The organism is Streptomyces cyaneus (assembly GCF_004028635.1).
Taxonomy (GTDB): Bacteria; Actinomycetota; Actinomycetes; order Streptomycetales; family Streptomycetaceae; genus Streptomyces; species Streptomyces cyaneus.
On sequence record NZ_ML138678.1, the window covers coordinates 1,169,540 to 1,196,248 of the forward strand.

Consider the following 26,709-nt stretch of genomic DNA (forward strand, 5'->3'; position numbering starts at 1 on the left):
GCCCACTGCACCCGCGAACCATCTGTCCGGCCCACCGGCCCTCCCCCTGCCGGTGGGCCGGACGCATGTCGGCCGCCGTTCCGGCCGGCTCCATTCGGCCCAATGCACCCGCATTTTCCCGGAACACCAGGTGATTCGCGCCGGTTCCCGCATGGCCGGGACCTTCTCCCGGAATGAACGTAAAGCGGGTTGTGACGGCGGGTCAGGCTCCGTTGCGCCATCCGAAGGAATCTGGCCACGTTTGATTGTTCCCGCCGTGACTTAGGCGCGCATATACGGGTTTCCTTTTCGTAAGCGTGCGCAACCGTGAATTCAGGAAGGAACCGAGTTGTCCAAGAAGTTCGCGGTCATCACGGCCCTCGCCCTCAGCACCGTCGTCGGAACTGCAGGCCTGGCCTCTGCTGGTGAATACGACGGCAACGGCAAGACCACCACCGTCAAGGGCGGTAGCGGATTCTCGACGGCCCCCGTCGTCGTGAACGCTCCCCAGCAGGGCATTCTCGTCGTCAACGGCACCGTCGTCGACGGTCGCTGCCTCGCCCCGTGGTCCAACGGAGCCGTCCTTGGCGGCGTCGTCCCACCGAACTCGCACTACGCCGCCTGCAACACGGCCGAGGTCAACCAGGCGCAGAACGCCCCGTACGCGGGCGGCCTGCTGTTCTGACCTCTGCTCCGAACTATTCGCAGCACCTGAATCACCCCAACGCAGCCCGAAAGGCGCAACTCATGCGTAAGAAGGTTACGGCCATCTCCGCGCTCGCGGCAGGCATCGCCCTCGCGACCGGCGGCACCGCCGCGGCCGACGCTGACACCACCACCGTCAAGGGCGGTAGCGGCTTCTCGACGTCCCCGGTCGTCGTGAACGCGCCCCAGCAGGGCGCCGTCATCGTGAACGGCACGGCCGTCGACCTGCGCTGTGCCGTGCCGTGGTCCAACGGAGCCGTTCTCGGCGGCGTCGTCGCGCCGAACTCGCACTACGCCTCCTGCAACACGGCCAAGATCGACCAGTCGCAGAACGCCCTGTACAAGGGCGGCCTGCTGTTCTGACTCCTGCTCCGAGCATTCGGAGCAGGTAAATCCCGAACGCAGCCCGGAAAGGCTCAACTTATGCGTAAGAAGGTTACGGCCATCTCCGCCATCGCCGCGGGCATCGTCCTCGCGACCGGCGGCACCGCCGCGGCCGACGGTGACACCACCACGGTCAAGGGCGGTAGCGGCTTCTCGACGTCTCCGGTCGTCGTGAACGAACCCCAGCAGGGGATCGCCGTCGTCAACGGCGCCCTCCTCGACGCTCGCTGCCTCGCCCCGTGGTCCAACGGAGCCGTTCTCGGCGGCGTCGCTGCTCCGAACTCGCACTACGCGGCCTGCAACACGGCCAAGGTCGACCAGGCGCAGAACGCCCCGTACGTGGGCGGCCTGCTGTTCTGAGCAGTGCTCCAGCCGATGGCGGTCCGCCGGAAACCCGGCAGGCCGCCATCGGCTTTTGTGCACGGTGATTTCGGAGATCTCGGCACCAAACTCGTGGGCCCTGTCTGCAGCGGTACGCAGACAGGGCCCAAATGAGGGAGCGCCAACAAGGAGGAATGAGCGCCCATTCGATTGGACCAACGGTGCTGGGCCGTCTGTGGTCACCCTGGTTCCTTCGTTTGGCCCAATGCGGCGAAGAATAAAAGAACATGACGATAAAAGAACATGACGAAGGGCCGGCTCCGAGAGATACGGAGCCGGCCCGGAACGTCGAGCCGATGGGCGACGAAGTCGAGGAAACGAATCGCCTACCTGATCGCCTACCTGATCGGGAGTCCGCCGAGCAGCTGGCCGTCGACGGGGTTCGGCAGCGTGCCGCCGAAGACGGGGGTCTTCACCACGGACGACTTCTTCACGCCCTGCTTCACACCGTCCGTCGTGCGCTTCACGTTGTTGCCCACGTAGCCCGTCGGCAGCTTGGCGGCGTCGGGGAGGCTACGGGCCACCGTCTTGCCGTTGTCTACGAGGCCCTGCGCCGGCATGTCCACCGCGGCGGCGGGGCCGGCGACTCCGGCGACAGCGAGGGAGCCGGCGACGACGGCAGCAGCCTTCAGGTTCTTCATCATGTTCCTTTCGTGGGGACTCGACTTCAGTAACTCGCGCCCGCCGGACGGGATTTCACGCCTCGGGCGTCGCGAGTGACTCGGTCTCGGTTCTCCTGGGCTAACGACAGGGGATCGCCGTGGAAACTCTGCTGCCGACAAGTTCCAGGAACTCATACGAAAAGACCCGCTGCGCCGCGGGCACGGGCCCCGAACGGCCCATGGCACCAAACGGGTGGTCCCGTACGAGAAACCACTCAGAAAACGCGATCATTCCACCATCGTTCACCGGATGGGAGATAAATATGGATAAGTGGCTGGTGCTGCTCGTCCCATGACTCCAGGAAGCCGAACGCGAGCCACACATCGTGTTGCTGGTTCGGACTCTTTTCGTCGGAAGGGCGGCCTCGGTCATGCGCAGTTCCGTGCCGCACATTCTGCATGTCGCTCAGCCCGTCGAGGGCGGAGTCGCGCGGGTCGTGACGGACCTGGTGGCGGCACAGCTCGCCGCCGGGCTGCGGGTGACGGTGGCCTGTCCGGAGGGCGGCACGCTGGCGGACGGCCTGCGCGGGCCGGGCCGCACAGTGCTCCGCTGGGACGCGACCCGCTCACCGGGGCGTCGACTCCCGGGCGAGGTACGGCAGTTGGCGCGGCTGGTGCGCGAGGTGCGGCCGGACCTGGTGCACGCGCACAGCGCGAAGGCGGGGCTCGCGGCCCGGCTCGCGGTGCACGGCCGCCTTCCGACCGTCTTTCAGCCGCACGCCTGGTCGTTCGAGGCCGCTGACGGCGTCATGGCGCATCTGGCGCGGGGCTGGGAGCGGTTCGGGGCGCGGTGGGCGACACGCGTGGTGTGCGTGAGCGAGGCCGAGCGGCGTACCGGGGAGCGGTGCGGGATCGCCGCCGCGTGGCGGGTGGTCCCCAACGGGGTGGACACGCACAGGTTCCGGCCGCAGGGCGACCGAGCGCGGTCCGGGGCGGGGCCACTCGTCGTGTGCGTGGGCCGGCTGTGCCGCCAGAAGGGGCAGGACGTGCTCCTGGCGGCCTGGCCCGAAGTGGTGCGGCAGGTGGCCGGCGCGCGGCTGGTGCTGGTCGGCGACGGCCCGGACGCCGACAGGCTGCGCTCGGGGGCGCCCGCGTCGGTGGAGTTCGCCGGGGCGAGGTCCGACACCGCCCCCTGGTACCGGGCCGCCGACGTCGTGGTCCTGCCGTCCCGCTGGGAGGGCATGGCGCTCGCCCCGCTGGAGGCCATGGCGTGCGGTCGGCCGGTCGTCGTCACGGACGTGGACGGTGCGCGCGAGAGTCTTCCGCCCGGCCGGCCGCCGTCCTGTCTGGTGCCGCCGGAGGACCCCGGCGCGCTGGCACGGGCGCTCACGGAGCTGCTGCGGGACGAACCGCTGCGCACGGCGCTGGGCGCACAGGGCCGGGCACATGTGCTCGCCGCCCACGATCTGCGGCACGCCACGGACGCCATGACCGACGTGTACCGCGAGCTGCTCGGCGTCGCCGGCACGCCGGTCGTACCCAACGAGGGCAGGAAGTGCATCACCACATGACCGCGGACAGCACCGTTGCCTCGCCTGCGGGGCAGCAGCCGGCGCCCGAGGGCGCCTGCTCCGTTCTCGGCCCGCGCGGTCTCGCCGCCGGACGCCGGGGGCCCGCCGGCCGGGGTGCCCGGCGTCCGCGGTGGGCCTGCGGGGCGTTCCTGGGGCTCGTCGACGGCGGCGCCGCCCTGCTGGCCGCTCTGGTCGTGCCCGCACCGCACAGGTATCCGCTGGTCTTCGCGCTGCTGGCGCTCGGTGTGATCGGTCTGAACCGGCGGGCCTCGCTGTACGACACCTCGGTCGTCCCCGGCGTATTCGACGAACTCCCGGCCGTCTGTGGCCGGATCGCCGTCGGCTGGGCGGCCGTTGTGGCGCTCTCCCCGCTGCGGTCGCTGTCGATGAGCATGCTGGTCGGCGCCGTCGCCGTGCACTGCGTGGCGGCCTGCGCGGGCCGCGCGGTGGTGCACGGGAGCCGGCACCGGGCACTGCGGCGCCGGCCCTGCCCGGCCCTGGTGGTCGGGCCGGTCGCGGCGGCCCGGCGGGTCGCGGCCGCGTTGCTGCGCCAACCGGGCTGCGGAGTACGGCCGGTGGGTGTCGTCGCCGACGACCCGGAAGTCCTCGGCGACATCGACGACGCGCCCGGTCTGCCGGTACTCACCACCACGCAGGACGCACGTTTGGCGCTCATCCAGAACGGTGTGGAGACGGTGCTCGTCGTGGGGGCCGCGACCCGGGTGGAGAAGGCCGCCTTGCTGCGGAGGCTGGCCGCGTACGGATGTGTGCTGTGGGAGCTGGACGCCGACTCCCCCGGGTACGGGCTCGGCGGGTGTCACGAGGGGGCGGGGCAGCTGGCCGGCTTCCCGCGCAGGTTGCTGTGGCCGAGGGGCGGACGGCGGCGCGGCAGTGCGGGCAAGCGGATGCTCGACGTGGTGCTCTCGGGCTCGCTGCTGGTGCTGACCGGCCCGGTGCTGCTGGTGTGCGCGGTCGTGCTGCGGGTCATGGACGGGCCCGGCGTGGTGTTCCGGCAGGAGCGGGTCGGCAAGGACGGGCGGCCGTTCACGATGCTGAAGCTGCGCACCCACCGGCCCGCCAGCGCACACGAGGCGGCGACCCGCTGGAGCGTGGCGGACGAGCAGGACATGAGCCGCTTCTGCCACTTCCTGCGCCGCACCTCGCTGGACGAGCTGCTGCAGCTGTGGAACGTCTTCCGCGGTGACATGAGCCTGGTCGGCCCGCGGCCCGAACGGCCCTACTTCGTCGCCAAGTTCAGCCAGGCCCATCCGGGCTACCCGGCCCGCCACCGGATGCGGACCGGGATGACCGGGCTCGCCCAGATCCACGGGCTGCGCGGTGACACCTCGATCGAGGACCGGTGCCGCTACGACAACGCCTACATCGACAACTGGTCGCTGTGGCAGGACGTCTGCATCCTGCTGCGCACGGCGGCACAGTTCGTACGGCCGACGGGGAGCTGAGCGCCGGTGACCACTTCCTCGGCGGCCTCTCCCCCGCTGGCACCGCCGCTGCCGGCGCCGCCGCCGTCGCCGCTGCGCCGGGCCGGCCCCGTCCTGCCCGTCCTGCCGGTCGTGGCCGTCGTCGTCCTGCTGGGGCTGCCGGTCGCGCCGGACAGCGCCGCCACACCCGCCGACGCGGCCTCCGGGCTGGTCGTGCTGTGGGCCGCCGTGGACACCGTACGGCGGGCGCGGCGCCCGCTGACGCGGACGGCGGCTCTCGTGCTGGGGCTGCCCGTGGTGGGCATCGCGGTCGCCGCGGCGGGGGCCGTGACCACCGGCGACGCGATCACGGGACTGGCCCGCCACCTGCAGGTGTTCGTACTGGTCCCGGTCGCGGTGGTGCTGCTGGTGCGCGACCGGCGGGGCGCGCGGCTGGTGCTGTGGTCCCTGGTCGGCCTCGCGCTGTGGCAGGGCGCGGTCGGAGTGCACCAGTACCTCACCGGGACCGGGGCCCTGTACCAGGGTGCCGGCATCCGGGCGGTGGGTACCTTCGGCCCGTCCGACGTGATGGGGATGGCGAGCGTCGTCGCGTACGGCGTGGTGGCCGCGACCGGTCTCGCCCTCGGGACGCGGGCGCGGCGGCTGGGGGTACCCCCGCCCGAAGGGTGGGGGAGGGTCGTGGCGGCCGGATGTGCGCTGGTACTGCTCGTGCCGCTCGCGCTGTCCTTCAGCCGGGGCGCCTGGATCGCCACGGCGGTCGCCTGCGGGGCGCAGCTGTTGCTGGCCGGGATGCGGCGGGCGGTGAAGGTGCTCGCGGCGGCGGCCGCGGCCTCGGTGGTGCTGGTGGGCGGACTCGGCGTGGGCGCCGCGGCGTTGCAGGAGCGGCTGACCAGCATCACCCAGGTCGCCGCGGCGCCGGACCAGTCGGTCGTGGACCGGTACACCATGTGGGCGGCGGCCACCGACATGTGGCACGGGCACCCGGTGACGGGCGTGGGGCTGAAAGCCTTTCCCGCACACCGGGACGGCCATGCCTCGCTGGCGCTGTCGTCGGGCAGCGACACCCAGGGAGCGGGCCAGGCCTTCCGGCGCCAGCCCCTGCTCTCCCCGCACAACATGTACCTGCTGCTGCTCAGCGAGCAGGGCCTGCTGGGTCTGCTCACGGTGGCGGGCAGCTGGCTGGCCCTGCTGGTGTGCGCACTGCGCCGCCTGCGACACAACGGCCACGCCTGGGACTGCGCACTCCCGGCCTGCGGGCTGCTGCTGTGGCAGCTCGTCAACTTCCTGTACGCCGACATCGGCGGCCCCTCCACCGTCCTTACGGGGATCTGCTTCGGCCTCGCCGCCTGGTGGGCGCTGGCACGCGACGGGGCGCCGGCCCCGGCTGCGGAAGCAGGCCAGCGATGACGCGCGCCGAGGGCGTCCGCCCCGAACACCCGACCGCCGTGACGACCCCGCTCCCCACCGACCACCGCCCCGACCACAGGCTCGACGTGAAGGCCCCGCACCCGATCAAGGCCCTCCCCGACCCCGCACCCGCACCCGCACCCGACACGCAAGCCCCCCACCCGACAGGCGCCCACTCCGGCCCCACGACCGACACGCACACCCCCCACCCGCCCGCGCCCCCCACCCGCCCCGGCCCACCGGCCGCCCGGCGAACCGCCGCCCCCTCGGGCCGCTTCCTCGCCAGGGCCACGTTGCTGTCCGCCGCGCTGTCCATGGCCGGGGCGCTGCTCGGGCTGGGGCGGGATCAGGCGTTGGCGCATCTCTTCGGTGCCGGTATGGAGACCGACGCGTTCCTGGTGGCCTGGACGTTGCCCGAGATGGCGTCGACGCTGTTGATCGAGGACGGTATGGCGTTCGTGCTCGTGCCCGCGTTCAGTGTGGCGTTGGCGCTGCGGGCGAGCGGGATCGGCGCCCCCGACCCGGTGCACGCCCTGGTCGCCGCCACGCTGCCGCGGCTGTGCCTCGCGCTCGCCGGTGCGGCCGCCCTGCTCGCGGCCGGGGCGCCGCTGCTGGTCTCCGTGCTGGCGCCCGGGCTGCCCGACCCGTCCCTGGCCGTGTCCTGCACCCGGCTGACCGCGACCTGCGTGCTGAGTTTCGGGCTGGCCGGGTACTGCAGCGCGGCGCTGCGGGCTCATCGCAGCTATTTCGCGCCGGGCTCGATCTACATCGCGTACAACGCCGCGATCATCGCCACGATGTTCGTTCTCGCCGCCCGCTGGGGTGTGCGGTCCGCGGCACTCGGGGTCGCGCTCGGCGGGTGCCTGATGGCCGCCGTACAGGCGCCGTTCCTGTGGCGGCGGCTCGCCGGGCGACCCGGCCGGTCCGCGTCTGCGTCTGCGTCTGCGTCTGCGTCTGCGTCCATGCCCCCCTACGACGGGGACGGTGGGCGGCGGCTCGCGGTCGGTCTCGTCTGTGCGGTCCTGCTCTTCGCCCTGTGCCGGCAGTCGCAGGTCCTCATCGAGCGCTACTTCGCGTCCGGGCTGCCCGCAGGTGCCATCTCGCACCTCAACTACGCCCAGAAGGTCGCCCAGTTGCCGATGTCGCTGTCGCTGATGGTGTGCGTCGTCACCTTCCCGGTGGTGGCGCGGGCCATCGCCGAGGGCGACATGCGGCGGGCCAGGGACCGGGTCGAGCGGGACCTGGTGCTGACGGCGTGTCTGGTCCTGCTCGGTGCGGCCGTGGTCGTGGCCTGTGCGCCGCAGATCGTCCAGCTCCTGTTCCAGCGCGGCGCGTTCACGGCCGAGGACACCGCCGCGACCGCCGCCGTCATGCGGGTGTACGCGGTGGGACTGCTCGGGCACACGCTGGTGGGGGCGCTCGTGCAGTCGTACTTCTCGGCCGGCCGTACCACCTGGTACCCGCTGGGCGCGATGGGCGTGGGCACGCTCGCCACCGTCGTCATCAGCGTCTGGGCGGTGGGCCCCTGGGGAGCGCGCGGCATCGCCGGGGCCAACGCGGCCGGCATCACCCTCACCGCGCTGCTCCTGCTGCACGGCCTGGGTCCGCGCACCGTGCCCGTGCGCGTGCGCCGGGTCGTCGCCGGACTGGCCGGACCGGTGTACGCGGCCCTGTGCGCCACCGCCGCCGGACTGGTCTGCGCGGGGCTGTTCGCCTCGCCCGCTGCGGCCGTCGCCGCCTGCTGCACCTGCGTTGCCGCCGTCTTCCTGCTGCTGACCTGGATCCTCGACACGGCGGACGCCCGGTCCCTCCTCCTCTCCGTCGCACGTTCTGTCGCGCATTTATTCCGTCGCTCCGTCACACGAAAGCCTCGCCATGGTCGCTGACATCCTGGCCGCGCCACGCGCGGACGAACCCGATCCCCCACCCCCACCCCCACCGGTCGCGGGGAGCCGCCCCAAGCGGCGTCCCGCCGCCTGGGTGGCCATGTACCACTCCGTCTCGGACTGCCGGGACGACCCGTACAACGTCACCGTCACCCCCGCCCGGCTCGATCGGCAGCTCGCCTGGATGGCCCGCCGCGGCCTGCGCGGGGTGAGTGTGCGTGAGCTGCTCGCGGCGCGCGCCCGGGGCGCCGAGGGCGGGCTGGTGGGGCTCACCTTCGACGACGGGTACACCGACTTCGTCACCACCGCGCTGCCCGTGCTGCGTCGCCGGGGTTTCACGGCGACCGTGTTCGTGCTGCCCGGGCGGCTCGGCGGCGAGAACGCGTGGGAGCCGACCGGCCCGCGCAAGCCGCTGCTCGACGTGGACGGCATCCGCAGCGCCGTGGCCGCGGGCATGGAGGTCGCCTCGCACGGTCTGACCCACCTCGATCTGACCAGGGCCACGGATCGGGTGCTGCACACCGAGGTCAACGACAGCCGTCACCGGCTCGCCGGGATCATCGGCGTCGGCATCGAGGGGTTCTGCTACCCGTACGGCCGACTCGACGAGCGTGTCGCCGACGCCGTACGCCGGGCCGGTTACCGCTACGCCTGCGCGATCGGCCCCGGCCCGGCCGGCTCCGGCGACTTCGCGCTGCCCCGCATCCACGTCGGGGAGGCGGACACCGCGGTGCGGCTGGAGCTGAAGCGGCGCCTGGCCCGATGCTACGGCCGTGCCCTGGAGGCCGCATGAAAGCCCTGCACGTCATCACCGGCCTCGGCGTGGGCGGGGCGGAACAGCAACTGCGGCTGTTGCTGCGTCACCTCCCCGCGCAGTGCGACGTGGTGGCGCTGACCAACCCCGGCGCCGTCGCCGCGGGCCTGACCGCCGACGGTGTCCAGGTCACCCACCTCGGGATGGACGGCAACCGCGACCTGCGCGCGCTGCCACGTCTGTCCCGGCTGATCCGCGACGGCGGCTACGACCTCGTCCACACCCATCTGTACCGGGCCTGCTTCTACGGCCGTATCGCGGCGCGGCTCGCGGGAGTTCGGACCGTCGTGGCCACCGAGCACTCGATCGGCACCACCCGGCTGGAGGGCCGGCCGCTGAGCCGGGGCGTGCGTGCGCTGTACCTGGCCGGCGAGCGCCTCGGCCACACCACGGTCGCCGTCTCGCCGACGGTGGCCGAACGGCTGCGGCACTGGGGCGTGCCCGGGCCGCGCATCCGGGTCATCCCGAACGGCATCGAAGCGCCCCGGTTCCAGTACGACGAGGTGCGCCGCAAGGAGGCACGGGCGTTCCACGGGCTGCCCGACAACGCGTACGTCGTCGGAGGCGTGGGGCGCCTCGCCCCGGGCAAGCGCTTCGTCCTGCTCCTGCAGGCACTGGCCCTGCTGCCCGGCAACGTATGGCTGCTGCTGGTCGGCGGCGGGCCCGAGGCGGAGGTGCTGCGGCGCACCGCCCGGGATCTGGGCGTCGCGAACCGGGTGGTGCTGACGGGCGAGCGGCCGTATCTGCCCGACCCGGGCGATGCCGCACCCGACCTGGTCGCCCTGCTGTCCGCGATGGACGTGCTCGCCTCGCCGTCGCCGGAGGAGTCCTTCGGCCTGGCCGTGGTGGAGGCGCTGGCGGCCGGGCTGCCCGTGCTGTACGCGAGCTGCCCCGCCGTGGAGGACCTGCCGCCCGACGCGGTACCCGGCGCCCGGCAGGTCCGGGGCGGCGCCGGGGCGTTCGCGCGGGAAGTGCTGCGGCTGCGGGCGGCGGGACCGGGCGAGCGGACCGTCCCGGACGTCGTACACCGCTACGACATCGCGTGCACCGCCCGGCAGCTGATGGATCTGTACACGGCCGTTGTGTCCGGCTCGACTTCGGAAGTGAGTTCGTGATGACCGACACCCCCGATCGGCGTACCCCGCTGCCCGACCGTGCGGGCGCCCGTGTGAAGCGGCTGCCCGCGTGGTGGCTGCTGCCCGCCGGCGCGCTGCTCGGTGCGGTGGCCGGCGGCGCGTACGGCCTGCTGCGGCCACCGCAGTACACGGCGACCAGTTCCGTCGTCGCTGTGTCGACCGGCGAGACCGACGCCGACTGCACCGACGCGCTCGGCTTCGCGCAGGCGTACGGCCGGGTGGCCCCCCAGCTCGCGGTGCTCGGGGACGCCCAGATGTGGGCGGGTGTGCCGGTGACGACGCTGCGCGAGAGCGTGCAGGTCGCGACGTCGCCGGACGCGCCGATGGTCGCGGTCTCGGCGACGTCGTCGAGCCCCGGCCAGGCCGTCGACATGGCCAACGCCGTGTCCCGCGCGCTGGTGACACAGGCGGACCACACCAAGGGCGACACCGGCATCAAGCTGGAGCGTCTCGCCCGTGCCCTGAAACCCACCGAGCCGTCGTCCGCGTCACCGGCGCTGACCTCGCTCGTCGGCGCGAGCGCCGGCGGTCTGCTGGGCGGCCTCGCGCTGCTGGCCCGGCCGCGGCGGTCCGCCGAGGACGACGACCGGAGCGTGGCGTCGGTACCCGGCCCGGCAGGCGCCGCCGACGCCCGCGGGACGCTTGGATGACCGCGTCCGGCCGCGCGCTGTCGGTGGAGGTGTGCACCGAGGAGCGCGCCTTCGCGGAGCTGGCCGGGGAGTGGGAACGGCTGTACCGGGCGTGCCCGTCGGCGACGCCGTTCCAGAGCCATGCCTGGCTGCACTCGTGGTGGCTGTCGTACGGCAGCCCCGGCAGGCTGCGGCTCGTCCTGGTGCGCCGGAGCGGTGAACTGGTGGCGGCGGCACCGCTGATGCGGGTGCACCACCCGCTGCCGGCACTGGTCCCGGTCGGCGGTGCCATCACCGACTTCTGCGATGTGCTCCTGGACCGGGCGGTGGGCCCGCAGGGCGCCGGGGCGCTGGCGGACGCCCTGGCCGACCTGGCCCGCACCGCCCTGATCGACTTCCGTGAGGTGCGGCCGGGCGGCGCGATGGAGCGGGTCTACCTCTGCTGGCGCGGCCCGCGTCACCGGGTTCGCGACTCGGTGTGCCTGGAGTTGCCGGCCGTACCCATGGGCGAGTTGGTCGAGCGGCTGTCGTCGAGGCACGCCCAGCGAGTCCGCAACAAGGTGAACCGGCTCGCCCGGCTCGGCATCCAGTGGCACGAGGTGAGCCCCGACGACGCCGGGGCCGCGCTGCGCCGGCTCCTCGAACTGCACCGGCTGCAATGGCAGGGCAGAGGGATGTCGCCGGAGCACGCCCGACCCCGATTCCTGGAGCACCTGGTCCGCTCGGTCGTCCCCATGGCCCGGTCCGGCGAGGCGACGGTGACGCGGTTTCTCCTCGACGGGGAGGTGGTGGCGGTCAATCTGAACGTGCTGTCAGGAGGCCTGGCGGGCACGTACCTGTACGGCTTTCATCCGCGGTTGCGGGAGGAGCGGAAGGTGGACGTGACGGCGATGCTGCTGCACGCGTCCACCGAGCACCTCACGTCCCGCGGCGGGCCCCGGGTGCTGAGCCTGCTGCGCGGCGACGAACCGTACAAGTACCGCTGGCACCCCGAGACCGTCCCCAACCAGCGCTTTCTGCTGGCCCGGCGGCGCACCGTCCCGCTGCTGGCGGCCGCGGCCGGCGAGGCGGCCGCGCGACGCCGGGCCAAGCAGGTCCTGCGCCCGAACGCCGCTCCGCCCGATCACCGTTAGCGCTCCGCCCACTGCAGGCAGACGGTGAGCTTGCCGCCGACCTGCTCCTCGAACCACTTCGCCAGGTCCAGCGGCGCGCAGTACGGCAGCTTGGAGGGCATGGGCGTGGGCGTCACCGGCCCGTCCGGCGCCGGGGTCGGGGTCGGGGTCGGGTCCGAATCGGCGGGGGCCGTGGGCGCGGTCGGGACGGGTACCGACGGCCCCGGTTCCGGCTGTGGGTGCGGCTGCGGGGCGAAGGGGCTGGACAGCAGCAGGCGGTACAGGGCGGAGGCGCGGGGATTGTCGGAGCACAGCCATACGCCGTGCGGGCAGTAGTCGGTGATCGTGTTGTACAGCGGCTTGTGCTCGTCCATCCACGCGAGCATGCGCAGCATCCACGTGATGTTGTCGCCGTTGCGGAACAGGCCCCATTCGGGATACGAGATCGGCTTGTCGTGGGCCCGGGCGAAGTCCACGTGGTGTTGGAGGCCGTAGGGCTCGGACACCTGCTGGTCGAAGGTGAGTCCGCGCGGCTGGTCGTACGCGTCCATGCCGACGATGTCGACGAAGTCGTCGCCCGGGTAGCACTGGGTCCAGGGAATCGCGTCCCTGCCCCGGCTCGGGGCGAAGTCGAACCTGAAGTCCTGTCCGGGCACGGAGCGCATGACGGTGACGATGCGCCTCCAGTACCGCTTCCAGCTCTCCGGGTCGGGGGCGCAACGATGGGTGTAGGTGACGCCGTTCATCTCCCAGCCGAGCACGATGACCGTGTCCTCCGCGCCCAGCTCGACCAGGCGCTCCGCCAGCACCTCGAAGTGGTCGTCGAACTCGCCGTCCGCGGCGCGCCGCAGCAACTGCCTGACTTCCCCGTCAGGGACGTTCTCCTCGTTGCGCTCCATCATCGGAACGTTGAGCACGAGCATCCGGTCGGCCTTGTCCTGCCGCCACTTGGCCCAGCTGTCGAGGAAGCCGTGCCCGCCCTCGATGTTGCGCCACAGGTCCCCCGGCAGATACGTGTGCCCCACGCGCGGTTCATGGCCGCCCAGCCAGCGGCCGAGCTCCTTCATGCGCTCCAGCCCGGCGGGCCCGTAGTCGAGGTACGCGCCGAATGCCGGCAAGCGCGCGATCCTTCCCTCAGGGGGCTCGGCCGGAGTCGCCGAATGCGTCACGGGCGCGGGGCGCGGCGGGTCGGGGTGGGAGGCGGTCTGGACCGGGAAGGCCGGGCCCGGAGCGAGGGCCGCCGACACGACCAGTGCGGCGGCGACGAACGCCAGCCGTCTGACGGCGGACCGGCGGTGTTCAGGGGCCATGCATCCTCCTCGGGCGGCTCCTCCTTCATAGTGACGCATAGCCATATATACGCTTATTGCACCGATTGAGTGCGGTGACTCGAACGCAATCGTCCGCAAGAGTGACCGGCGACCGCGAACGGGTCGGCTGAGGGGCCCTCAGTTGCCGTACAGCGCCTCGATCTCCTGCGCGTACGCCGCCGTCACCGCATGCCGCTTGACCTTCAGGGACGGGGTGAGCATGCCGTTCTCCTCCGTGAACTCGCCCTCGACCAGGGCGAACGCGCGGATCGACTCGGCCCGGGAGACGGCCTCGTTGGCGTAGTCGACGGCCTTTTGGACGGCGGCGCGCATCCGGGGGTCCTGGATCAGGTCCGCCATCGGGGTGTCGGCGGGCAGTTTGCGTACGGCGAGCCAGTGGGCCACCGCGTCCGGGTCGAGGGTGATCAGGGCGGCGACGAAGGGGCGGTTGTCGCCGACGACGAAGCACTGGCCGACGGGCGGGCGGCTGCGCAGACGGTCCTCCAGGACGGCAGGGGAGACGTTCTTGCCGCCGGAGGTGACGAGGATGTCCTTCTTGCGGCCGGTGATGGTGAGATAGCCGTCCTCGTCGAGGGAGCCCAGGTCGCCGGTGGCGAACCAGTTGTCCTGGAGTACGGCGTCGGTGGCGGCCGGGTTGTTCCAGTACGAGCCGAAGACGATGCCGCCCTTGATGAGCACCTCGCCGTCGTCGGCGATGCGGACGGCGGTGCCGGGGACGGGTTGGCCGACCGTGCCCGGGCGGGGTTTCAGGGGCGGGACGATGGTGGCGGCGGCCGTCGTCTCGGTCAGGCCGTAGCCCTCGTAGACGAGGATTCCGGCGGCGTAGAAGAACAGGTTGAGGTTGCGGTCGAGCGGGGAGCCGCCGCTGATGGCGTAGCGCATGCGGCCGCCCAGCTCCTTGCGGACGCGGCGGTAGACCAGCAGGTCGTACAGGGCCCAGGCGGCGTAGAGGCCGACGCCGGGGCCCTTGCCCGTGCCGAGGAACTTGTTCAGGTACGCCTCGCCGAAGCGGACGGCGATGCGGTCGGCTCGGTCGAAGGAGGAGCCGCGGCCCATCTTCTCGGCCGTCGCGCGGCCGGTGTCGTGGATCTTCTCGAAGAGGTACGGGACGCCGACGAGGAACGTGGGGCGGAACTCCTTGAGCGCCGGGCGGAGTTCGTCGGGCTTGATGCTCGGACAGTGGCCGATCTCTATGCGGGCCATCAGACAGGCGATCTGGAGGGTGCGGCCGAGGATGTGGGCGAGGGGCAGGAAGAGGAGCGTGGAGGCGTCCTGGTTCGTGACCTCCTTGAAGATGGGGTGCAGCAGCTCGACCGTGTTGGCCGCCTCGGCGTGCAGGTTGGCGTGGGTGAGGACGCAGCCCTTCGGCCGGCCGGTGGTCCCGGAGGTGTAGCAGACGGTGGCGATGGTGTCGGGGGTGAGGGCGGCGCGGCGCTTGGTGACCTCGTCGTCGGGGAGGTGCCGGCCGAGGGCGGTGAGATCGGTGAGTGCGTCGGCCTCCAACTCCCAGGTTCGGGGCGGGGCTTGGTGACGGGCGGTGGCGGTGGTCACCGTGGCGGTGTTCTCGGCGGTCTCGGTGACGACGACTCGGGCGCCCGAGTCGCGGACGATCCACTCGACCTGATCGGCGGAGGAGGTCGCGTATATGGGGACGGTCTGGCCGCCTGCCGCCCAGATCGCGAAGTCGAGGACGGTCCACTCGTAGCGGGTGCGGGACATCACGGCGACGCGGCCGCCTGGTTCGAGGCCGGCCGCGATCAACCCCTTGGCCACGGCGGTGACTTCGTCGGCGAAAGCCGCGGCCGTCACCGGCTTCCAGGTGCCGCCCCGTCTACGCCGGAGGGCCACCGCGTCGGGGGCCTCGGCCGCGTTGGTGAAGGGGAGGTCGGCGGTGCTGCCGGTGGCGGGGTGCGGTGCGAGGGGCGGGGTGCGGGCCTCGCGGACCACGCCCTCGGCGTCCTTGACGACCTCGACCCTGGTGCGGTCCATCAGATCGGTGCGCTGCTTCGCCCGCTTCAGATCCTTGCGTACGCCCATGACGGCTCCCGATGCCAGCCAGACTTACCGGGAAGTCAACTTACTCGCGCGTAACAGAAGGTCAATGGTTCACGCGCCGTGAAGGCGTCAGAGCCTGGTCTGTAGGTTGCTGTCCGACCACCCCCCACGGAAGGAACCCCTGTGCACTCCCCGATGCACCCCCGACGTCTCCGGTCCGCCCTGGTCGCCGTCTGCGCCCTCGCGGCCGTGTCCCTCGCCGGCGCCGCACCGGCCGCCGCGCACTCCTCGCCTCCGGCTCACGCGGCCGCCGTCGCCCCCGGACTCGCCCCGCTGACCGAACTGTTCGCCGAGCGGCTGCTGGTCGCCGACAAGGTGGCTGCGGCCAAGTACGGCACCGACAAGCCGATCGACGACCCGGTGCGCGAGCAGCAGATCCTGGACGACGTCGCCGCGCGGGCGACCGCGCTCGGACTGGACCCGGCGGCCGTGCAGGCCGTCTTCCGGGACCAGATCGAGGCGAACAAGCTGGTGCAGCGCGGGCTGTACGCGCGCTGGGACGCGCATCCCGAGGAGCGGCCCACCGAGCGGCCCGACCTGGTCAAAGAGGTGCGGCCGGTGCTCGACCGCATCACCACCCAGCTGCTGGACGCCCTGAAGGACACCCAGCGGCTGCGGACGTCGCCGTCGTGCGAGCCGCGGCTGGGTCTCGCCGCCCTCCGGTCCGCGTACGGCCATGAGCTGGACGCGCTGCACGCGGAGGGGCTCGTGCGGGCGCTGCCCTCGGTCTGCGCGGACTGAGCCACCGGCCCGTACCTCAGTCCATCGCCCAGCCCGCCTGGCCGATGGCCTCGGCGAGCTGCCGCACCGCCCGGTCCTCCGTCTCCTTCGCCAACTCCTCGGCGGTCTCCTCGAGTTCGCGCAGGGACGGGGTACCGGGCAGGGAGCTTCGGGTGTCGTCGCCGTCACGCAGGACGTCGGCGAAGTAGGCGGCGGTCGCGGTCACCTGGAACCTCGGGGAGGCGACGCCCAGGGAGTCGTGCAGGGAGCCGGTCTCCAGCCGGCCCGACTCCTCGTGCGGGGCGCGGGTCTTCGGGTCGAGCCAGCGCACGCTCGCCGTGGCGAGGTGGCCTGAAGTGCCGGGCCTGGTGTGGACCGCGTAGAGGGCGGTGACCGTGTGGCCGGGGCCGATCTCGCCGCCGTCGACGCTGTCGTCCCGGAAGTCCTCGTCGGCGACCTGGCGGTTGTCGTAGCCGATGAGGCGGAAGTCGGAGACGGTTGCCTCGTCGAAGGCGATCTGGGCTTTGGCGTCGCGGGCGGTCAGGTCGATGTTGCGGGGGAGGTCGTCGCAGAAGACCTTTCGGGCGTCGGCTTCGTCGGAGACGTAGACGGTGTGGCCGTCGCCCTTGTCGGCCAGGCGTTCCATCAGGGCGTCCCCGTAGTCGCTGCCGACGCCCACGCCGAAGAGGGTGATGCCGTGTTCACGGCGCTCGGAGGCGATGCGTTCGAGGATGGTGTCCGCGTCGGTGTCGCCGGTGTTGGCCAGGGCGTCGGAGATGAGGACCACGCGGTTCGTGGCGCCCTCCCGCAGCCCCTCCACGGCCGTCTCGTAGCCGGTTTCCATGCCCGCGCCGAGGTTGGTGGAGTCGGTGGGCTCCAGGCTGTCGATGGCGTCGTGGATCTCGTCGCGGTTGCCGTCCAGGCGGGTCATCGGCAGGACCGTCTCGGCCTCGTCGCTGAAGGTGACGATGGCGACCGAGTCGTCGTCGCGCAGCCGGTTCGCCATCACGCCGAGGGAGTCCTTGGCGAGGTCGAGGCGGCCCGGTTCGGCCATGGAGCCGGAGATGTCGATGACGAAGGTGAGGGCGGCGGACGGGCGTTCGCCGGGGTCCTCGGCGGGCCGGGTGGCCAGGCCCACGCGGACCAGGGACCAGTCCTCGCGGTCGGTGCGGGCGCCGTCGACGGTGACCGTGAAGCCGTTGCCGTCGGGGCGGTCGTAGTCCTGGCGGAAGCTGTTGACGAACTCCTCGGGGCGGACCGTCGAAGGATCGGGCAGCCGGCCCTCGGCGAGGGTGCGGCGGGCGTAGCCGTAGGAGGCGGTGTCGACGTCCAGGGCGAAGGTGGAGAGGTAGTCGGGGGCGGGCGCGAACTCGCGGGAATCCGGGTCGTCGGAGCCGTCGGAGTCGTCGGAGTCGTCGGTGCCCTTCTGCTCGCCCGTTCCGCCGCTGCTGTTGTGGTAGTCGGGGGCGGGCAAGGCGTTGCCGTTGCTTGCGTCGTCCGCCTTGTAGCCCCCGCTGTTGCTGCCGTCCCCGGCGCTGCAGCCGGTGAGCAGCAGGCCGCCTGCCGCGGTGAGTGCGAGCAGGGCGGCGCGCAGCCTTCGTACGCGGTACCGCTCCAACATCCGTGCCCCCTTGGTCCGTTGACGTCGCCTTCTGTGACTGTGACGGGCCAGGGGGCCGGAACGTGCGCTACGGAGCGTTGCGGATGAGTCTCGAAGAGGGCACGGGAACGGGCCGTCGAGACCGGTAGGTGATCTTCCGTTGACCTACGACACGATGTCCTTGCGGGCGAAACCGCGGAAGGCCAGGGCGAACAGCACGAGGGCGTACGTTACGGAAATCGCCGTGCCCTGGATCATGCCGGACCACTCCAGGCGGGCCTGCACGGCGTCCGCCCAGGCGAACTGCCAGTGCGCGGGCAGGAAGTGGCGCCAGTCACCGAGGGCGGTCACGGCGTCGAGGACGTTGCCGACGATGGTCAGGCCGACCGCGCCGCCGACCGCGCCGAGCGGGGCGTCCGTCTTGGTCGAGAGCCAGAACGCCAGGCCCGCGGTGACCAGTTGGGACACGAAGATGTACGCCACGACCACCACCAGCCGCTGCGCCGCCGTGCCCGTGTCGAGCGCACCGCCGGTGGGGATCTGCAACGGACCCCAGCCGTACGCGGCCGTACCGACCGCCAACGCCACCACCGGCAGCAGCACCATCGCGGCCAGGCTGAGACCCAGCCCGACCACGAGCTTGGACCACAGCAGGCGGGCCCGGGGCACGGGCGCCGCGAGGAGGTAGCGCAGAGAGGACCAGCCGGCCTCCGACGCCACCGTGTCCCCGCAGAACAGTGCGACGGGGATGACCAGCAGGAAGCCCGCGGAGACGAAGAGGTTGACGGCGGCGAAGTTCGCGCCGGACGCCGTGGCCGTGTCCATCAGGTTGATGCGGTTGCCGGAGCCGTCGTCCGTGTCGCCGCCGATCGCGAAGGCGATGACCAGCACGAACGGCAGCAGGGCCAGGATCGCGCCCATGACCAGCGTCCGTCGGCGCTTGAGCTGACGGACCAGTTCGACCCGGAGGGGCAGCGTATGGCCCGCCCGGTAACCGGAGGCGACCTCGGTGCGCTCGGTGAGCGTGCTCATGCGGAACCTCCGATCAGGGTGAGGAAGGCGTCTTCCAGGCGGCGGTGCGGGCCGACCGACTGGACGGGCACCTCCAGCCGTACGAGTTCGGCGACCAGGCGCGTCGCGTCGCCGTCGGCGTCGAGCCGGACCAGGAGTCCGTCGTCGGTGCGCACGGCCGAAGCCACGCCGGGCAGGGCGGCGACCTTGTCGACGACCGGCTCCTCCACGGCGGTGGGGGTGCCGACGAGCAGCGTGTCGCCGGAGCCGACGATCTCGCCGACCGGGCCCGCCTGCACGAGGCGGCCGCGGTCCATCACCACGAGGTGGGTGCAGGTCTGCTCGACCTCCGCCAGCAGGTGGCTGGAGACGATCACCGTGCGGCCGGCGGCCGCGTAGCGGATCATCACCTCGCGCATCTCGCGGATCTGTGGCGGGTCGAGGCCGTTGGTCGGTTCGTCGAGGATGAGCAGGTCCGGCAGGCCGAGCATGGCCTGGGCGATGGCCAGGCGCTGGCGCATGCCCTGGGAGTAGGTGCGCACCGCGCGGGCGAGCGCGTCGCCGAGTCCCGCGATCTCCAGGGCCTCGTCCAGGTGCGCGTCCTGCGGCGGGCGGCCGGTGGCCTGCCAGTACAGCTCCAGGTTCTCCCGGCCGGACAGGTGCGGCAGGAAGCCCGCACCCTCCACGAAGGCGCCGACCCTGGACAGGACGGGCGCGCCCGGGCGGATCGCGTGGCCGAAGACGCGGATCTCACCGGCGTCCGGCTTGATCAGGCCCATCAGCATGCGCAGGGTCGTCGTCTTGCCGGCGCCGTTCGGGCCGAGCAGGCCGAGGACCTGGCCCTTCTCGACGCGGAAGGACAGATCCCGTACCGCGTAACGGTCCTCCGACCCCGCGTACCGCTTGCTCAGGTCCGTGATCTGGAGCGGTACTTCGGCCAGCTCGGGGTCGGGCGCGGGGGTGGCGGTGCGACGGCGGGCCGTCAGCAGCAGGGCCAGCGCGATCACCGCGCCCGTGAGCGGCAGCCACCACACCCAGGACGGCAGCGGAGCGGCGGCGGTGCTCACGCCGGGGGCCGTCGGGACCGACAGGTCGCCCTCGAGGGAGACCGTGTACGTCGCCGGGGCGAGGGGGGAGGCGTAGCCGAGGTCCGTGGAGGACAGGACCAGGCGCAGGCGGTGGCCGCTGTCGATGTCGTGGTCGATGGCGGGGAGCGTGATCGTCACGTCCTTGCCCGCCTTGGCGTCCTCGACGCGCAGGGGCGTCACGAGCTGGGACGGCAGCACCTGCTGGGTGCCGCCGGGGCCGACGTCGTAGACCTTGGCGAAGAGCACGGCGTCCTCGCTGGTGGACTTCACGTGGACCGTCGCCGTCGGGGAGCCGGTGATGCGCAGGTCGTCGCGGACCGGCGCCGACTCGAACCGGGCGAACTGGCCCGGGAAGTCCAGTGACACCCCGACCCCGAGCGAGGACAGCTGGGCGAGGCCGCCGGAGCCGCCGAGGCCGGGCAGGGCCGAGACGGCGGGCGGGTTGGCGCCGGCCGGGTTGGCGAAGCTCTGCTCGCCGCCGGTGAGGGAGACGGACTGCCGGCCGCTCTCCAGGCCGGGGTAGGAGTCCGCGCTCGCGCCCCTCAGCGTGGCCTGGCCGTCGGTGGAGTCGACGCCTCCGGTGCGGGTGACGCGGAAGGCCGGGCCGGTGTCGACGCTCTTGTCGTCCTTGAGGTAGCGGTCGAACCAGGACCGCACGCGCTCCTGGATCCGGCCCGTCTCCATGTCGCCGCCGTCGTGGCCGCCGGCGATCCAGTCGACGTCGACGGGGGCGCCGTTGGCACGGATCGCCTTCGCGGCGGCGTCGGCCTGGCCCAGGGGGAAGAGGGAATCGGACTGGCCCTGCATCAGCAGGGTGGGTACGTCGATGCGGTCGCCCACGGCGGACGGCGACCGCTCCTCCAACATCGTGCGGGCGTCGGCGTCCGGGGTGCCGGACTCGGCGACCCGGTCGTACATCTCGCAGATCTGTGTCTCGAACTTGTCGCAGCCGCCGCCGGAGTTGACGAATATGCCGGCCCAGAGCTTCTTGAAGACGCCGTTCGGGAAGAGGGCGTCCGCGAGGTTCCAGTACGTGATCGCCGGGGCGATGGCGTCCACCCGGTCGTCGTGCCCGGCGGCCAGCAGCGCGATCGCGCCGCCGTAGGAACCGCCCGCCATGCCGACCCGCGGGTCGCCGGCCTTGTCGAGCTCGACCTGGGGCTGCTTCGCCAGCCAGTCGAGCAGCTTGGAGACGTCGGCGACCTCGCCCTTCGGGTCGTTCAGCCCGATCTTGCCGGTCGATTTGCCGAAGCCGCGGGCCGACCAGGTCAGGACCGCGTACCCGTCCCGGGCGAGGTCCTCGGCCTGCTGCCGTACGTCGTCCTTGCTGCCGCCGAAGCCGTGTCCCAGCAGGACGGCCGGGCGGCGTCCCGAGCTGCCCGAGGTGAAGTACGAGGTGTCGATGCGTACCCCGTCCCCCATGTCCATGACCCGGTCGGTGCTGCGCACCGGCGGCGCGTCGTCGTCGGCGACGGCCGTCCATGTACCGGCACCGGCGAGGACGACGACGGAGGCCGCGGCGGCGAACCACCGTCGCGGCCTCCGTACGCGCCCTCGCAGGCCGGGCAGTCGAAGATCCATGTTTCAACGGTACGGGGTGAACCTGTCGGTCAGTTATCGACCGAGGGCTGAATCCCGGCCCCTTCCGTGGGGGTACGGAGGGGGATTTGTCTACCGCGTTCGTGGTAGGGCGGGTGGGAGCTCGGGGGGGTCTGTTGTCGGCCGACTGCGGGTTCGTTGTGGTTGATCGCGCAGTTCCCCGCGCCCCTAAAGGGGCGCCTGCTCGTCCGTCGGTATCGACACCAGCCACCGAGTGGACCGGCGCGGGCGGAGATACAGCGCCCAGTACAGGGTTGCGACCGCCGTTATGCCGCCCGTCCACAGCAGGTAGCTCGTCTCCTGTTGGCTCAGGATGTACAGGAGGACCGCGATCAGCAGGACCGGCATCGCGGGCCACAGCGGCATGCGCCATGCCGGGCCGTGTTTGTGGGGGCCTCGGCGGGACCGTAGCGCGGCGACCGCGACGAGCAGGTACATGCCGGTCACCGAGACGCCTGTGATGCCGTACAGCGTGTCGAGGTTGACGAAGCACAGGGCGGCGCCGGGGATGCCGACCGCGAGGGTGGCGACCCAGGGGGAGCCGAAGCGGCCGAGTTTGGTGAGGAGGTTGTTGACCGGCTGAGGCCAGGCCTTGTCGCGGGCCGAGGCGAACAGGACGCGGGAGTTCTGGATGACCATGACGATGCCCGCGTTGATGATCGCGAGGGCCACGCAGAGGCTGACGAAGGTGCCGACCGCGGAGTTGGACCAGGCGGTGACCATGGTGCTGATGTCGCCGCCGGTCAGTTCGTCGATGTTCGAGGCGCCCAGGGTGATGGCGGCGACCGGGACCAGGATGATCACGGTGGAGATGGCGAGGGTGGCGAGCACCGTGCGGGCGACGTTGCGGCGCGGGTTCTCCAGCTCCTCGGAGAGGTAGACGGCGGTCGAGAAGCCCTGGGTGACGAAGAGGGCGATCGCGAGTCCGGAGACGATCAGCAGAGCCGTCACGGTGTCAGTGCCGCCGTCCGCGCCGGCCACCTCCATCGAGACCAGGCTGCCGGGGCCGCGCTCGGCGTGCGCGAACCCGAGCACCGCCACCACGGCCGCGGCGATGACCTCGAGGACCAGGAAGACGCCGGTGATCCAGGCGTTGGCGCGCAGGTCGAGCAGGCCGGCGAGGGTGGCGAGCAGCATGACGCCGGCGCCGGCCATGGACGGGTCGAGATGGACGATCGGTGCGAGGTAGTCGGCCGTGCCCATCGCGATCACCGGCGGGACGATCATGACGACCAGCAGGGAGAGCACGAAGACCAGCCAGCCCGCCAGCCGTCCGGCCAGCGTGGACACCATCGCGTACTCGCCGCCCGCGCTGGGGACGAGAGTGCCCAGCTCCGAGTAGCAGAACGCCACGGCGATGCACAGGAGGGAGCCGATGGCGATCGTGAGGGCGGTGGCGGTGCCGAGCGAGCCGAACAGGTCGGGGACGACCACGAAGAGGGTGGAGGCGGGGGTCACGCAGGAGAGCGTGAGCAGGGTGCCGCCGAGGACGCCGATCGAGCGCTTGAGCTTCTGAGGGCTGTCCGACGCCTCGACGACGGCGCCCTCGGCTGGGGTGAGGGTGTCGGTCACGAGGGGGATGCAACATTGACGGAAACCATCACGTCAATGGCTCATTACCTACGGAATTCGTTGCCGAAAGGCATCTTGACGCGTGTTAGCGTTGCGTCAAAGCCGTGTACAGCACGACTTTCGAGCATGCGGGAACCGCAGCCCGGGCCCGCAAAAAAATGGGGCCGTCCGCGATCCGGACGGCCCCACACGCTCAAGTCGGTGCGTCAGTGGTTGCGCGGGAACCCGAGGTCGACGCCGGACGGGGCGTCCGCCGGGTCCGGCCAGCGGGTGGTGACGACCTTGCCGCGGGTGTAGAAGTGCGTGCCGTCGTTGCCGTAGATGTGGTGGTCGCCGAAGAGCGAGTCCTTCCAGCCACCGAAGCTGTGGTAGCCGACGGGGACCGGGATCGGGACGTTCACGCCGACCATGCCGGCCTCGATCTCCAGCTGGAAGCGGCGGGCGGCGCCGCCGTCCCGGGTGAAGATCGCGGTGCCGTTGCCGAAGGGCGAGGCATTGATCAGCGCCACGCCGTCCTCGTAGGTCTCGGCGCGCAGCACGCACAGGACGGGGCCGAAGATCTCGTCCTGGTACGCCTTCGCCGACGTGGGCACCTTGTCGAGGAGCGAGATGCCGATCCAGTGGCCGTCCTCGAAGCCGTCGACCGTGTAGCCGGTGCCGTCGAGGATCACCTCGGCGCCCTCGGCCGCGGCGCCGGTGACGTAGGAGGCCACCTTGTCGCGATGCGCGGCGGTGATGAGCGGGCCCATCTCGGAGGTCGGGTCGTTGCCGGGGCCGATCTTGATCTTCTCGGCGCGCTCGCGGATCTTCTCCACCAGCTCGTCGCCGATCGCGCCGACCGCGACGACGGCGGAGATGGCCATGCAGCGCTCGCCCGCCGAGCCGTACGCCGCCGATACCGCCGCATCCGCGGCCGCGTCCAGGTCGGCGTCCGGCAGGACCAGCATGTGGTTCTTGGCGCCGCCGAGGGCCTGGACGCGCTTGTGGTTGGCGGAGGCGGTGGTGTGGATGTAGCGGGCGATCGGGGTCGAGCCGACGAACGACACCGCCTTGACGTCCGGGTGCTCCAGGAGGCGGTCGACGGCCACCTTGTCGCCGTGGACGACGTTGAAGACGCCGTCCGGCAGTCCGGCCTCCGCCAGCAGCTCGGCGATCTTGATCGACGCCGAGGGGTCCTTCTCGCTCGGCTTCAGCACGAAGGTGTTGCCGCACGCGATGGCGATCGGGAACATCCACATCGGGACCATCGCCGGGAAGTTGAACGGCGTGATGCCCGCGACGACACCCAGCGGCTGGCGGATCGACGAGACGTCCACGCGGCTCGCGACCTGCGTGGACAGCTCACCCTTCAGCTGCACGCTGATGCCGCACGCCAGGTCGACGATCTCCAGGCCGCGCGCCACCTCACCGAGGGCGTCGGAGTGCACCTTGCCGTGCTCGGCGGTGATCAGCTCGGCGATCGCGTCCCGGTTGGCGTCCAGCAGCGCGCGGAACTTGAACAGGATCGAGGTGCGCTGGGCCAGCGACGACTGGCCCCAGGTCACGTACGCCTCCTTGGCGGCCGCGACCGCCGCGTCCACCTCGTCGACCGAGGCGAACGCGACCTTCGTGGTGACAGCGCCGGTAGCCGGGTCGGTGACCGGCCCGAACGTGCCCGACGCGCCTTCGACGGTCTTGCCGCCGATCCAGTGGTTGACGATCTTCGTCATGACCGGTTTCTCCTTCACAGATGGCGGCGTCGGGTCGAGACGTGCCGTTCGTACAGCTCACGTGCCTTGACCGCCGACGGTCGGGTCGCGGTCTCGGCCACAGGAACATCCCACCAGGCGTGCGCGGGCGGCGGGCCCGACACAGTGTCTGCCGTTTCGGTCTCGACGTAGACACATGTGGGTGTGTCGGCCGCGCGGGCCTCGGCGAGCGCCTCGCGCAGGTCCCGTACGGTCTTCGCGCGCAGCACCCGCATGCCCAGGCTCGCGGCGTTGGCGGCCAGGTCGACGGGGAGCGGGGCGCCGCTGAAGGTGCCGTCGGCCGCGCGGAAGCGGTACGCGGTGCCGAAGCGCTCGGCACCCGTCTCCTCCGACAGGCCGCCGATGGACGCGTACCCGTGGTTCTGCACGAGCAACACCTTGATCGCGACGCCCTCCTGCACGGCGGTCACGATCTCCGTCGGCATCATCAGATAGGTGCCGTCGCCGACCAGCGCCCACACGGGCCGGTCCGGGGCGGCCAGCTTCACGCCGATCGCGGCCGGGATCTCGTAGCCCATGCAGGAGTAGCCGTACTCCAGGTGGTACTGGTCCCGTGAGCGCGCCCGCCACAGCTTGTGCAGGTCGCCGGGGAGGGAGCCGGCCGCGTTGATGATCACGTCCGACTCGTCGACGATCGCGTCCAGCGCGCCCAGCACCTGCGGCTGGGTCGGCCGTACGTCGGGCTCGTCGGCCTCGTAGCAGGCGTCGACGCGGTGCTCCCAGCGGTCCTTGTCCTCGGTGTACTCGGTGACGTAGGAGTCGGCGACCCGGTGGTCGTGCATCTCCAGCCGCTCGGTCAGCTCCTCCAGGCCGGTGCGCGCGTCCGCGATCAGCGGCATTCCGGCGAGCTTGTGGCCGTCGAAGGGGGCGATGTTGAGGTTGAGGAAGCGGACGCCCTCGCCGGTGAAGAGGGTGCCGGAGGCGGTGGTGAAGTCGGTGTAGCGGGTGCCGACGCCGATCACCAGGTCGGCGGTGCGGGCGAGTTCGTCGGCGGTGGCGGTGCCGGTGTGGCCGACTCCGCCGACGTCCTGGGGGTGGTCGAAGCGCAGGCAGCCCTTGCCGGCCTGGGTGGAGGCGACCGGGATGCGGGTGACCTCCGCGAACTCGGCGAGGGCCTCCTCGGCGCGGCTGTGGTGGACGCCGCCGCCCGCGATGACCAGGGGCCTGCGGGCGGACCTGACCGCCCGGACGGCCTCGGCGAGCTCGGTCGGGTCGGCGCCCGGGCGGCGGACCACCCAGGTGCGCTCGGCGAAGAAGTCGTCGGGCCAGTCGTACGCCTCGGCCTGCACGTCCTGCGGGAGCGCCAGCGTGACGGCGCCGGTCTCGACGGGGTCCGTCAGCACCCGCATGGCGTTCAGGGCGGAGGGGATGAGGGCTTCCGGACGGGTGATCCGGTCGAAGTACTTCGACACCGGGCGCAGACAGTCGTTGACCGACACATCGCCGGCGTACGGCACTTCGAGCTGCTGGAGGACCGGGTCGGCGGGGCGGGTGGCGAAGATGTCGCCGGGCAGGAGCAGGACCGGGAGGTGGTTGATGGTCGCCAGCGCCGCGCCGGTGACGAGGTTGGTCGCGCCCGGGCCGATGGAGGTGGTCACCGCGTGCGTGGAGAGCCGGTTGGACTGGCGGGCGTACCCGACGGCCGCGTGCACCATCGACTGTTCGTTGCGGCCCTGGTGGTACGGCATGACATCGCCGTACTCGATGAGCGCCTGGCCGATCCCGGCGACGTTGCCGTGGCCGAAGATGCCCCATGTGGCGCCGATCAGGCGCTGCCGTACGCCGTCGCGCTCGGTGTACTGGGCGGACAGGAAGCGGACGAGCGCCTGTGCGACCGTGAGCCTCGTCGTTGAGGTCATCGGGAACCCTCCGTGTGGTTCGGGCGGAAGCAGATCCGCCACTCCCGTACGGCTCCACCGCCCGGTACGACTCGACCG

Annotated in this window: 21 protein-coding genes; 12 read left to right on the plus strand and 9 right to left on the minus strand. The window is 71.9% G+C overall.

The features are described from left to right. Positions 1-328 precede the first annotated feature (328 nt). The 3 genes from EHO50_RS05220 (at position 329) to EHO50_RS05230 (ending at position 1,428) form a co-directional block, all read left to right on the plus strand. Positions 329-664 (plus strand): hypothetical protein, encoded by a 336-nt coding sequence (locus tag EHO50_RS05220; protein ID WP_128428577.1) that lies wholly within the window; start codon positions 329-331, stop codon positions 662-664. Between the two features lie 62 nt (positions 665-726). Next, the gene (locus EHO50_RS05225; protein WP_128428578.1) at positions 727-1,047 is read left to right on the plus strand and encodes a hypothetical protein; all 321 of its coding nucleotides are present in this window, start codon (positions 727-729) and stop codon (positions 1,045-1,047) included. Between the two features lie 60 nt (positions 1,048-1,107). Then, entirely contained in the window at positions 1,108-1,428 is a 321-nt protein-coding gene (locus EHO50_RS05230) for a hypothetical protein (RefSeq protein ID WP_062714413.1), read from the plus strand. A 359-nt stretch (positions 1,429-1,787) separates the two neighbouring features. On the opposite strand, the gene EHO50_RS05235 is transcribed toward EHO50_RS05230, so the two are convergent. Then, entirely contained in the window at positions 1,788-2,090 is a 303-nt protein-coding gene (locus EHO50_RS05235) for a hypothetical protein (RefSeq protein ID WP_128428989.1), read from the minus strand. A 392-nt stretch (positions 2,091-2,482) separates the two neighbouring features. Between EHO50_RS05235 and EHO50_RS05240 the strand changes: the two genes are divergently transcribed. Genes EHO50_RS05240 through EHO50_RS05275 form a run of 8 tightly spaced genes read left to right on the plus strand, consistent with a single transcriptional unit; the run spans position 2,483 to position 12,069 of the window. Then, positions 2,483-3,622 (plus strand): glycosyltransferase, encoded by a 1,140-nt coding sequence (locus EHO50_RS05240; protein ID WP_128428579.1) that lies wholly within the window; start codon positions 2,483-2,485, stop codon positions 3,620-3,622. Further along, positions 3,619-5,085, plus strand: coding sequence for an exopolysaccharide biosynthesis polyprenyl glycosylphosphotransferase (locus EHO50_RS05245; protein WP_128428580.1), 1,467 nt, complete (start codon positions 3,619-3,621; stop codon positions 5,083-5,085). The genes EHO50_RS05240 and EHO50_RS05245 overlap by 4 nt, the downstream gene beginning before the upstream one ends. Before the next feature lie 6 nt (positions 5,086-5,091). After that, a complete protein-coding gene (locus tag EHO50_RS05250; RefSeq protein ID WP_425472131.1) occupies positions 5,092-6,471 on the plus strand; it encodes an O-antigen ligase family protein in 1,380 nt (459 codons plus the stop codon). Beyond that, positions 6,468-8,357, plus strand: coding sequence for a murein biosynthesis integral membrane protein MurJ (murJ, locus tag EHO50_RS05255; protein ID WP_246101022.1), 1,890 nt, complete (start codon positions 6,468-6,470; stop codon positions 8,355-8,357). Before EHO50_RS05250 ends, murJ begins: the two co-directional genes overlap by 4 nt. Then, the gene (locus EHO50_RS05260) at positions 8,347-9,150 is read left to right on the plus strand and encodes a polysaccharide deacetylase family protein (protein WP_128428581.1); all 804 of its coding nucleotides are present in this window, start codon (positions 8,347-8,349) and stop codon (positions 9,148-9,150) included. Before murJ ends, EHO50_RS05260 begins: the two co-directional genes overlap by 11 nt. Continuing rightward, complete coding sequence (locus tag EHO50_RS05265) at positions 9,147-10,286, plus strand: glycosyltransferase (protein ID WP_128428582.1); 1,140 nt, start codon at positions 9,147-9,149, stop codon at positions 10,284-10,286. The genes EHO50_RS05260 and EHO50_RS05265 overlap by 4 nt, the downstream gene beginning before the upstream one ends. After that, positions 10,286-10,957 carry a YveK family protein gene (locus EHO50_RS05270; protein ID WP_128428583.1) on the plus strand — a complete coding sequence of 224 codons (672 nt, stop codon included), beginning with the start codon at positions 10,286-10,288 and terminating at the stop codon, positions 10,955-10,957. Before EHO50_RS05265 ends, EHO50_RS05270 begins: the two co-directional genes overlap by 1 nt. Then, positions 10,954-12,069, plus strand: a complete 1,116-nt coding sequence (locus tag EHO50_RS05275) for a GNAT family N-acetyltransferase (RefSeq protein WP_128428584.1) — start codon at positions 10,954-10,956, stop codon at positions 12,067-12,069. The genes EHO50_RS05270 and EHO50_RS05275 overlap by 4 nt, the downstream gene beginning before the upstream one ends. Here the strand turns inward: EHO50_RS05275 and EHO50_RS05280 are convergent. Both EHO50_RS05280 and EHO50_RS05285 read right to left on the minus strand, forming a co-directional pair. Further along, positions 12,066-13,358, minus strand: a complete 1,293-nt coding sequence (locus EHO50_RS05280) for a glycoside hydrolase family 26 protein (protein ID WP_128428585.1) — start codon at positions 13,356-13,358, stop codon at positions 12,066-12,068. The two genes, EHO50_RS05275 and EHO50_RS05280, sit on opposite strands and share 4 nt — an antisense overlap. A gap of 138 nt (positions 13,359-13,496) precedes the next feature. Next, positions 13,497-15,416 carry an AMP-dependent synthetase/ligase gene (locus EHO50_RS05285; protein WP_128428586.1) on the minus strand — a complete coding sequence of 640 codons (1,920 nt, stop codon included), beginning with the start codon at positions 15,414-15,416 and terminating at the stop codon, positions 13,497-13,499. Positions 15,417-15,569: 153 nt separating this feature from the next. Between EHO50_RS05285 and EHO50_RS05290 the strand changes: the two genes are divergently transcribed. Further along, a complete protein-coding gene (locus EHO50_RS05290) occupies positions 15,570-16,175 on the plus strand; it encodes a chorismate mutase (RefSeq protein ID WP_128428992.1) in 606 nt (201 codons plus the stop codon). A gap of 16 nt (positions 16,176-16,191) precedes the next feature. On the opposite strand, the gene EHO50_RS05295 is transcribed toward EHO50_RS05290, so the two are convergent. The 6 genes from EHO50_RS05295 to iolD all read right to left on the minus strand — a co-directional run bounded on the left by EHO50_RS05295 (position 16,192) and on the right by iolD (position 26,631). Next, positions 16,192-17,775, minus strand: coding sequence for a vWA domain-containing protein (locus EHO50_RS05295; protein ID WP_128428587.1), 1,584 nt, complete (start codon positions 17,773-17,775; stop codon positions 16,192-16,194). Positions 17,776-17,919: 144 nt separating this feature from the next. Continuing rightward, complete coding sequence (locus EHO50_RS05300) at positions 17,920-18,786, minus strand: ABC transporter permease (protein ID WP_128428588.1); 867 nt, start codon at positions 18,784-18,786, stop codon at positions 17,920-17,922. Beyond that, the gene (locus EHO50_RS05305; RefSeq protein WP_128428589.1) at positions 18,783-21,434 is read right to left on the minus strand and encodes a CocE/NonD family hydrolase; all 2,652 of its coding nucleotides are present in this window, start codon (positions 21,432-21,434) and stop codon (positions 18,783-18,785) included. Before EHO50_RS05305 ends, EHO50_RS05300 begins: the two co-directional genes overlap by 4 nt. Positions 21,435-21,620: 186 nt before the next feature. Beyond that, positions 21,621-23,024, minus strand: a complete 1,404-nt coding sequence (locus EHO50_RS05310; protein ID WP_128428590.1) for an APC family permease — start codon at positions 23,022-23,024, stop codon at positions 21,621-21,623. A 206-nt stretch (positions 23,025-23,230) separates the two neighbouring features. Further along, positions 23,231-24,733 (minus strand): CoA-acylating methylmalonate-semialdehyde dehydrogenase, encoded by a 1,503-nt coding sequence (mmsA, locus tag EHO50_RS05315; RefSeq protein WP_128428591.1) that lies wholly within the window; start codon positions 24,731-24,733, stop codon positions 23,231-23,233. A 14-nt stretch (positions 24,734-24,747) separates the two neighbouring features. Continuing rightward, the gene (gene iolD / locus EHO50_RS05320; RefSeq protein ID WP_128428592.1) at positions 24,748-26,631 is read right to left on the minus strand and encodes a 3D-(3,5/4)-trihydroxycyclohexane-1,2-dione acylhydrolase (decyclizing); all 1,884 of its coding nucleotides are present in this window, start codon (positions 26,629-26,631) and stop codon (positions 24,748-24,750) included. Positions 26,632-26,709 lie beyond the last annotated feature (78 nt).

What these genes read in the sequence shown, in the direction of transcription:
- EHO50_RS05225 (WP_128428578.1), top strand. Translation starts at nt 727, where the DNA reads ATGCGTAAGAAGGTTACGGCCATCTCCGCGCTCGCGGCAGGCATCGCC.
- EHO50_RS05230 (WP_062714413.1), top strand. Translation starts at nt 1,108, where the DNA reads ATGCGTAAGAAGGTTACGGCCATCTCCGCCATCGCCGCGGGCATCGTC.
- EHO50_RS05235 (WP_128428989.1), bottom strand. Translation starts at nt 2,090, where the DNA reads ATGAAGAACCTGAAGGCTGCTGCCGTCGTCGCCGGCTCCCTCGCTGTC.
- EHO50_RS05240 (WP_128428579.1), top strand. Translation starts at nt 2,483, where the DNA reads ATGCGCAGTTCCGTGCCGCACATTCTGCATGTCGCTCAGCCCGTCGAG.
- EHO50_RS05245 (WP_128428580.1), top strand. Translation starts at nt 3,619, where the DNA reads ATGACCGCGGACAGCACCGTTGCCTCGCCTGCGGGGCAGCAGCCGGCG.
- murJ (WP_246101022.1), top strand. Translation starts at nt 6,468, where the DNA reads ATGACGCGCGCCGAGGGCGTCCGCCCCGAACACCCGACCGCCGTGACG.
- EHO50_RS05260 (WP_128428581.1), top strand. Translation starts at nt 8,347, where the DNA reads ATGGTCGCTGACATCCTGGCCGCGCCACGCGCGGACGAACCCGATCCC.
- EHO50_RS05265 (WP_128428582.1), top strand. Translation starts at nt 9,147, where the DNA reads ATGAAAGCCCTGCACGTCATCACCGGCCTCGGCGTGGGCGGGGCGGAA.
- EHO50_RS05270 (WP_128428583.1), top strand. Translation starts at nt 10,286, where the DNA reads ATGACCGACACCCCCGATCGGCGTACCCCGCTGCCCGACCGTGCGGGC.
- EHO50_RS05275 (WP_128428584.1), top strand. Translation starts at nt 10,954, where the DNA reads ATGACCGCGTCCGGCCGCGCGCTGTCGGTGGAGGTGTGCACCGAGGAG.
- EHO50_RS05280 (WP_128428585.1), bottom strand. Translation starts at nt 13,358, where the DNA reads ATGGCCCCTGAACACCGCCGGTCCGCCGTCAGACGGCTGGCGTTCGTC.
- EHO50_RS05285 (WP_128428586.1), bottom strand. Translation starts at nt 15,416, where the DNA reads ATGGGCGTACGCAAGGATCTGAAGCGGGCGAAGCAGCGCACCGATCTG.
- EHO50_RS05290 (WP_128428992.1), top strand. Translation starts at nt 15,570, where the DNA reads ATGCACCCCCGACGTCTCCGGTCCGCCCTGGTCGCCGTCTGCGCCCTC.
- EHO50_RS05295 (WP_128428587.1), bottom strand. Translation starts at nt 17,775, where the DNA reads ATGTTGGAGCGGTACCGCGTACGAAGGCTGCGCGCCGCCCTGCTCGCA.
- EHO50_RS05300 (WP_128428588.1), bottom strand. Translation starts at nt 18,786, where the DNA reads ATGAGCACGCTCACCGAGCGCACCGAGGTCGCCTCCGGTTACCGGGCG.
- EHO50_RS05305 (WP_128428589.1), bottom strand. Translation starts at nt 21,434, where the DNA reads ATGGATCTTCGACTGCCCGGCCTGCGAGGGCGCGTACGGAGGCCGCGA.
- mmsA (WP_128428591.1), bottom strand. Translation starts at nt 24,733, where the DNA reads ATGACGAAGATCGTCAACCACTGGATCGGCGGCAAGACCGTCGAAGGC.
- iolD (WP_128428592.1), bottom strand. Translation starts at nt 26,631, where the DNA reads ATGACCTCAACGACGAGGCTCACGGTCGCACAGGCGCTCGTCCGCTTC.